The organism is Longimicrobiaceae bacterium (assembly GCA_035936415.1).
Classification (GTDB): domain Bacteria; phylum Gemmatimonadota; class Gemmatimonadetes; order Longimicrobiales; family Longimicrobiaceae; genus JAFAYN01.
The window spans coordinates 1-6,267 of the sequence record DASYWD010000494.1 but is presented as its reverse complement, the minus strand read 5'-3'; the positions used below and the strand labels follow the sequence as shown (position 1 = coordinate 6,267).

Sequence of the window (6,267 nt, the reverse complement as noted above, 5' to 3'; positions counted from 1 at the left end):
GGCCGGCGGCGCGAAGTCCAGCGCCGCGATCCGCTCCGCCGCGGCGCGCACGTCGGCCAGCACCGCCTCGTCCTCGTCCGCGCCGGAGCCGGAGGCGGCCGCGGTCCCGCCGACGCGGCTCTCGTACAGCGCGGCGAGCGCCTCCACGGTGAGGCACTCGAAGAGCTCGTGCATCTCCAGCTCGAAGCCGGGGAGCGCGGCGTTCAGCTCGCGCACGAGCTGCGTGGCGAGGACGGAGTCGCCGCCCAGCTCGAAGAAGTTGTCGGTGACGCCGATCTCCACGCCCGCGATCACGCCGCACCAGGCGTCGAGGACCGCCTGCTCGGCCGCGGTCCGCGGGAGGACCCGCTCGGCCCGGCCCTCGCCGGCTTCCTCGGCGATCTCGGGGAGCGCGCGGTGGTCGATCTTGCCGTTGGCGGAGACGGGGATCCGCTCCATCACCACCACGTGGCGGGGCACCATGTAGTCGGGGAGCCGCTCGCCCAGGTGGTCCCGGAGCGCCTGCGGGTCCGGCATGAAGCCCGCGGCGGGCTCCACGTACGCGGCGAGCTGCCGGCCCTCGGCGGGGCCGGCGGTGGCGAGCACCACCGCCTCGCGGAGCTCCGGGTGCTGCCGCAGCACGGCCTCGATCTCGCCCAGCTCGATGCGGTGGCCGCGGATCTTCACCTGGCCGTCGTCGCGCCCCAGGATGACGACGCTGCCGTCGGGCGCGTACCGCCCCAGGTCGCCGGTGTCGTACAGGCGCGCCCCGGTCTCCGGGTGGGTGACGAAGCGCGCCGCGGTCTTCTCGGCGTCGCGCCAGTAGCCCATCGCCAGCCCGATCCCGCCGATGTGGATGCGCCCGCGGACGTGGTCCGGGCAGGGGCGGTACGCGTGGTCGAGGACCCAGATCTCCTGGTTCGGGAGCGGCCGGCCGTAGGGGATGCTGGCCCACGCGGGGTCCACCGCGCCCACCGGGTGATAGATGGACCAGATGGACGCCTCCGTGGCTCCGCCCAGGCTGACCACCTGCGCCCGCGGGTAGCGCACGCGGATGCGGTCCGGGAGGTCCAGCGAGATGAAGTCGCCGCTCAGCAGCACGGTGCGCAGCGTGGCCGGCTCGCTCTCCCCGCCCAGGAAGCTGTCCATCAGCATCCGCATGAGCTGCGGAGCGGAGTTCCACAGCGTGACGCCGTGCCGGGCGATCAGCTCGCGCCAGTGCACCGGGTCGTGGCCCTTGCGATGGTCGGGGAGCACCAGCGCCCCGCCCGCGTCGTGCAGGCCGAAGATGTCGTAGACGGAAAGGTCGAAGCTGAGCGACGACACCCCCAGCACCCGGTCCGCCGGGCCGACGCCGAAGAGGCGGTTGACGTGCTCGTTGGTGTTCACCACGGCGCCGTGGTCGATCATCACCCCCTTGGGCACGCCGGTGGTGCCGGAGGTGAAGATCACGTAGGCCAGCTCGTCGAGCGGCGCCTCCAGCGAGCGCGCGTGGGCGGGGCCGTAGCGCCCCCGGGCGCCCGCGCGGACCTCGTGGGTGGGGTACCCCGCGGCGGCCACCTCCTCGCGGAGGACGCCCGGCTGGGTGAGCACCTGCGCCGCCTCGCCGATCCGCAGCAGGTCGAGCTGGCGGCGGGTGGGGAGGTCCGCGTCGACGGGGAGGTAGGCGCCCCCGGCCAGGAGGACGCCGTACACGGCCACCACCTGCTCCCACCCCTTGCGCATCAGCACCGCCACCGGCTCGCCCGGCCGCACTCCCTGGTCGATCAGCCAGTCCGCGGCGGCACACGCCTCGGCCAGCAGCTCGCCGTAGCTCAGGGTGCGCTCGGGGGCGAAGACGGCCGGGGCGTCCGGCGCCTGGAGCGCCCGCTCCACGAATCCGGCGTGCAGGCGCCGCCGCGGGACCACGTCCGCCGTGCGGTTGGCATCCACGCGGCGGCGCTGCATCTCCGCCGGGAGGGCGACCGGGTCCCGGCTGTCCCAGAGCGAGTCGTCGGCGGCCAGGCGGTCGATCAGGTCGCAGTACGAGGCGAACATGGCGTCCAGCACGCCGGGCTCGAACACCGCGTCCGCGGCGTCCCAGATGAAGACCAGGTCGCCCTGGAGCTCCATGACGTGGTGGTCCAGCCACACCTGCGAGGTCTGGCTGATGCTGTGGACCTTGGTCCCGAACTGCTCCAGGTCGCCCACCTCGTCGTCGCCGCTCCAGATGAGCCCGCTGCTGAACACCACCGGCATGGTGGCCTGCCGCGACAGGCCGCGGCGCCGGGCCCACTCGCGCATGATGGCGACGCCGCTGACCTCCCGGTGCTCCAGGTCGGTGATGAACTGCCGCTGCAGGTCGCACGCGAACTCCAGCAGCGTGCGCCCGCGGTCGCGTCCGTCCACCTCCTGCATCACCACCGAGGTGAAGTCGCCCAGCAGGTTGTTCACGTCCGGGTGCACCGGAAGACGGTTGGACACCGTGACGTTCAGGGTGAAGTGCGGCGTCGCGCTCCAGCGGGCGAGCACCTCCGAGTACAGCGCCAGGAGGAGCCCCGAGGGGGTCAGCCCGTGCTCGCGCGCCCGCGCCCTGAGGGGCTGCCAGCGCGCGCTCTCCAGCCGGGCCTCGCGGCGGCTGAAGCGGGGCGCGCGGCGAGCCGCAGGGTCGGGACGGATGGGGAGCTCGGGGGCGGGCGGGAGGGTGTCCACCCGCTCCATCCAGTAGGCGTGCGCGCGGCGGTACGCCTCGGTGTCCTCCAGGCGCTTCTCGGCCAGCACGTAGTCGCGGAAGGAGATCCCCACCCCCGGGAGCGCGGCGTCCGGGTCCTCGTAGAGCCGGGACCATTCGCGGAAGAAGAGGAAGATGCTCCAGGCGTCCAGGATCAGCAGGTCCAGGCTGACGTGCAACCGCAGCCGCCCGGCCGGGAGGAGGGTGGCGCGGACCTCGAAGAGCGGCCAGCGGTCCGCCCTGAGCACCTGGTGCGAGAGCGCGCCGCGCGCCGCCAGGACGGCGCGCTCGCCCTCTTCGGGGCAGGCGGCGGAGCGGTCCTCCACGGCGATCCGGTAGCGCGGCACCGTGGGGAGGATGCGCTGCGTCCCGTCGCCGCCCACGACCGCGCGGAGCATGTCGTGCCGGTCGATGAGCCGGCAGAGGGCGTCGTTCAGCCGCTCCACCTCCAGCCCCTCGCAGTCCAGCTCCACGTACAGGTGGGTGGCGACGTCCCCCATCTCCATCCCGCTGTCGCGCCCCAGCCAGTACGCGTGCTGCAGGTCGGTGAGGGGGAAGGGCTCGTGGCGGCCGTCCAGGTCGGGCTCCACCTGCGGCAGCGCCTCCTCGACGCGCGCGCCGGTGGACCGGAGGAGGTGGAGGATCTGCTCCTTGTTCAGCTTGAGCGCCTGGCGCAGCTCTCCGGTGAGCGCCCCCGCGGGGGCGCTCACGCGCAGCTCTTCGCCCTCCAGCCTGAGCTTGACGCCGCGCCTGTTCAGTTCCGCAAGAAGCTGCTCCATCGTGTTCTCCAGGTGATCTTCCGATCGAACGTGTTCAGGCCGGTTTCCGGCCGCGGTTTCATGCCGACCCCGGACGAACCGGGGATGCTGGCCGGGAGGTGGGGGGAGGGTCCGCAGGCGGTGCGTCTGTGTGAGCCCGCGCAGTCACCCCGGCCACCCCAGAGGCCGGGCGAGTTTACGCACCGCCGGAGGAGCCTCCCCCCGCCGACCCCACGCGAGACACCCGTACCCGCCCTCACGCCACCACCGCTTCGGTCTCGCCCGCCAGGAGCCAGCCCTCGATGGTGCCGGCCAGGCCGGCGACCGTCGCGTCGGAGAGCAGGGTGTAGTGCGTGCCAGGGAAGCGCTCGCTGCGGACCGTCCCCGAGGTGAGCGCCCGCCACCCCCAGTCCGGGGTGTGCGCGGAGGGGTGCCCCGCGAACTCGCTGACCACGCCGTCGGCGGCGCGGACGACGAGGAGGTCGGCGGCGACGGGGGCGCCCTCGTAGCGGCGGCTCCCCCGCACGATTCCCAGGAAGACTCGGTAGATGGCGGTGAGCTGATCCAGGTCGAGGCCCAGCTCGCGGCCGGAAGTGCGGAGAGTGCGCGCCACCTGCTCCAGCTGGGCGCGCGGGTCCGGGGCGCTCCCGTCCAGCGACGCCACCAGCTCCGCCACGGGGAGGTCCAGCGCCAGGTCCTCCAGGAACCAGGCGAGGAGCACGGCGTCGTCCACCGGCGGGCCGGGGTGGGGGGCCGGGCAGTCGATCATGGCGACGCCGGCCACGGTCCGCCCGCGCCGCTCCAGCTGCGCGGCCATCTCGAAGGCGATCAGCGCCCCGGACGACCAGCCGCCGAGCCGCACCGGGCCCGCGGGCTGCACCTCCTCCAGCCGGGCCACGTACGTCTCCGCCAGCGCCGCGATGGAGTCCAGCGGCGCCTCCCGCCCGTCCACCCCGGGCGCCTGGAAGGCGTGCACCGGGCGGTCGAGGAGCCCCGCCAGGCCGCGGTAGCACATGACGTGGCCACCGGCCGGGTGCACCAGGAAGAGGGGCGCGTGGGCGCCCCCGGCACGCAGCTCCACCAGGGGGTCGGCGTGCGCGTGGACGTCGCCCTCGCGGACGAGCGCGGCGACGCGCTCCACCGTGCGCTCCTGCCAGATGGAGCCGAGCGACAGCGACACGCCGAACATCTCGCGCACCGCGCCGATGATGCGAACGGCCTCGAACGACTGGCCGCCCACCTCGAAGAAGTCGTCGGTGACGGAGAGCGCCTCCTGCTTCAGCACCTCGCGCCAGACGGCGAGGAGCCGCCGCTCGGTCTCGTCGGCGGGCTCGCGCGCGGGACCGGTGCGCGCGGCGGCCAGCTGCTCGTCCAGCGGGGGGAGCGCGTTGCGGTCCAGCTTGCCGTTCGCGCTGAGCGGGAGCCGGTCCAGCGTCCGGACGTCGCGGGGGACCATGTACTCCGGGAGCTTCGCCGCGAGCGCGGCGCGCAGCGCGGCGGTGTCCGGGGCGGCCCCGGGGGCGGGGACCACGTAGGCCGCGAGCCGGGCGGCGCCGGTGGCGGACTTCTGCACCGCGGCCACTGCCGCGCTCACCGCGGGGTCGGCGGCGAGCACCGATTCGATCTCGCCCAGCTCGATGCGGTGCCCCTGGATCTTCACCTGCGAGTCCCTGCGGCCCAGGAACTCGATCACCCCGCCCGGGAGGTAGCGGCCCACGTCGCCGGTGCGGTAGATGCGCTCGCCGGTGGCCGGGTGCCGCACGAAGGCGGCGGCGGTCTTCTCCGGGTCGTTCCAGTAGCCGCGCGCCAGCCCGTCCCCGCCGATGTACAGCTCCCCCGCCGTCCAGTCCGGCGCGGGGCGGCCCCACTCGTCCAGCACGTGCCAGGGCTGGTTCTGCATGGGGTAGCCGTAGGGGATGCTCGGCCAAGCGGGGTCCACCTCGCCGATCTCGTAGCAGATGGACCAGATGGAGGCCTCGGTCGCGCCGCCCAGGCTCACCACGCGGGCGCCCGGCGCCACCCGGCGGATCCGGTCCGGGAGGTCCACCGGGATCCAGTCGCCGCTCATCATCACCAGCCGCAGCTCCGGCAGGGTGGCGCCGCGGGCCTCCGCGGTCTCCACCAGGAGGAGGGCCAGCGGCGGGGCGGAGTTCCAGACGGTCACCCCCTGCGCCTGGACCACGTCCAGCCAGTGCGAGGGGTTGAGGTGCTGCTCCGGGTCCGGGTAGACCAGCGCGGCGCCGGCCGCGGCCGTGCCGAACAGGTCGTACACGGAAAGGTCGAAGCCGAAGGAGGAGACGCCGAAGACGCGGTCCGCGGGGCCCACCCCGAAGCGCTCGTTCACGTCCACGATGGTGTTGACCGCGCCCGAGTGCTCGATCATCACCCCCTTGGGGCGCCCGGTGGAGCCCGAGGTGTAGATGAGGTAGGCCAGCTCCGACGGCTCGACGGGGGCCTCCTCCTCCACCGGGTGCGCGGCCCAGGAGGCGGCGGCGTCCTCGATGGCGAGCACCGGGAGCCCGGCGGGCCACTCCAGCGCGCGGGCATGGCGCTCCTCCGCGAGCACCGCCGCCGCCTCGCAGTCGGCGAGGACGTAGCCGCAGCGGTCGGCGGGGAGCGACGGGTCCAGCGGCACGTAGGCGGCGCCGGCCTTCAGCACGGCGTAGGCGGCCTGCACCAGCGGCGCGCCGCGGTCCGCGACGATGGCGACGGTCTTCCCCCGCACCGCGGTGAGGTCCTGGAGCGCGCGGGCCAGGCTGTTCGAGGCCGCGTCCAGCTCGCGGTAGCTGAGCGCGCCGGCGCCGGTGAGGAGCGCGGGGG

The 6,267-nt window shown here is 74.4% G+C and carries 2 protein-coding genes; both read right to left on the bottom strand.

Annotation, left to right across the window (positions count from 1 at the left end; translation table 11 throughout):
• A partial coding sequence (locus VGR37_19985; GenBank protein ID HEV2149691.1) for an amino acid adenylation domain-containing protein occupies positions 1–3,468 on the bottom strand: 3,468 nt, incomplete at its 3' end.
• A gap of 235 nt (positions 3,469–3,703) precedes the next feature.
• The coding region (locus tag VGR37_19980; GenBank protein HEV2149690.1) for an amino acid adenylation domain-containing protein at positions 3,704–6,267 on the bottom strand (2,564 nt) is incomplete at its 5' end.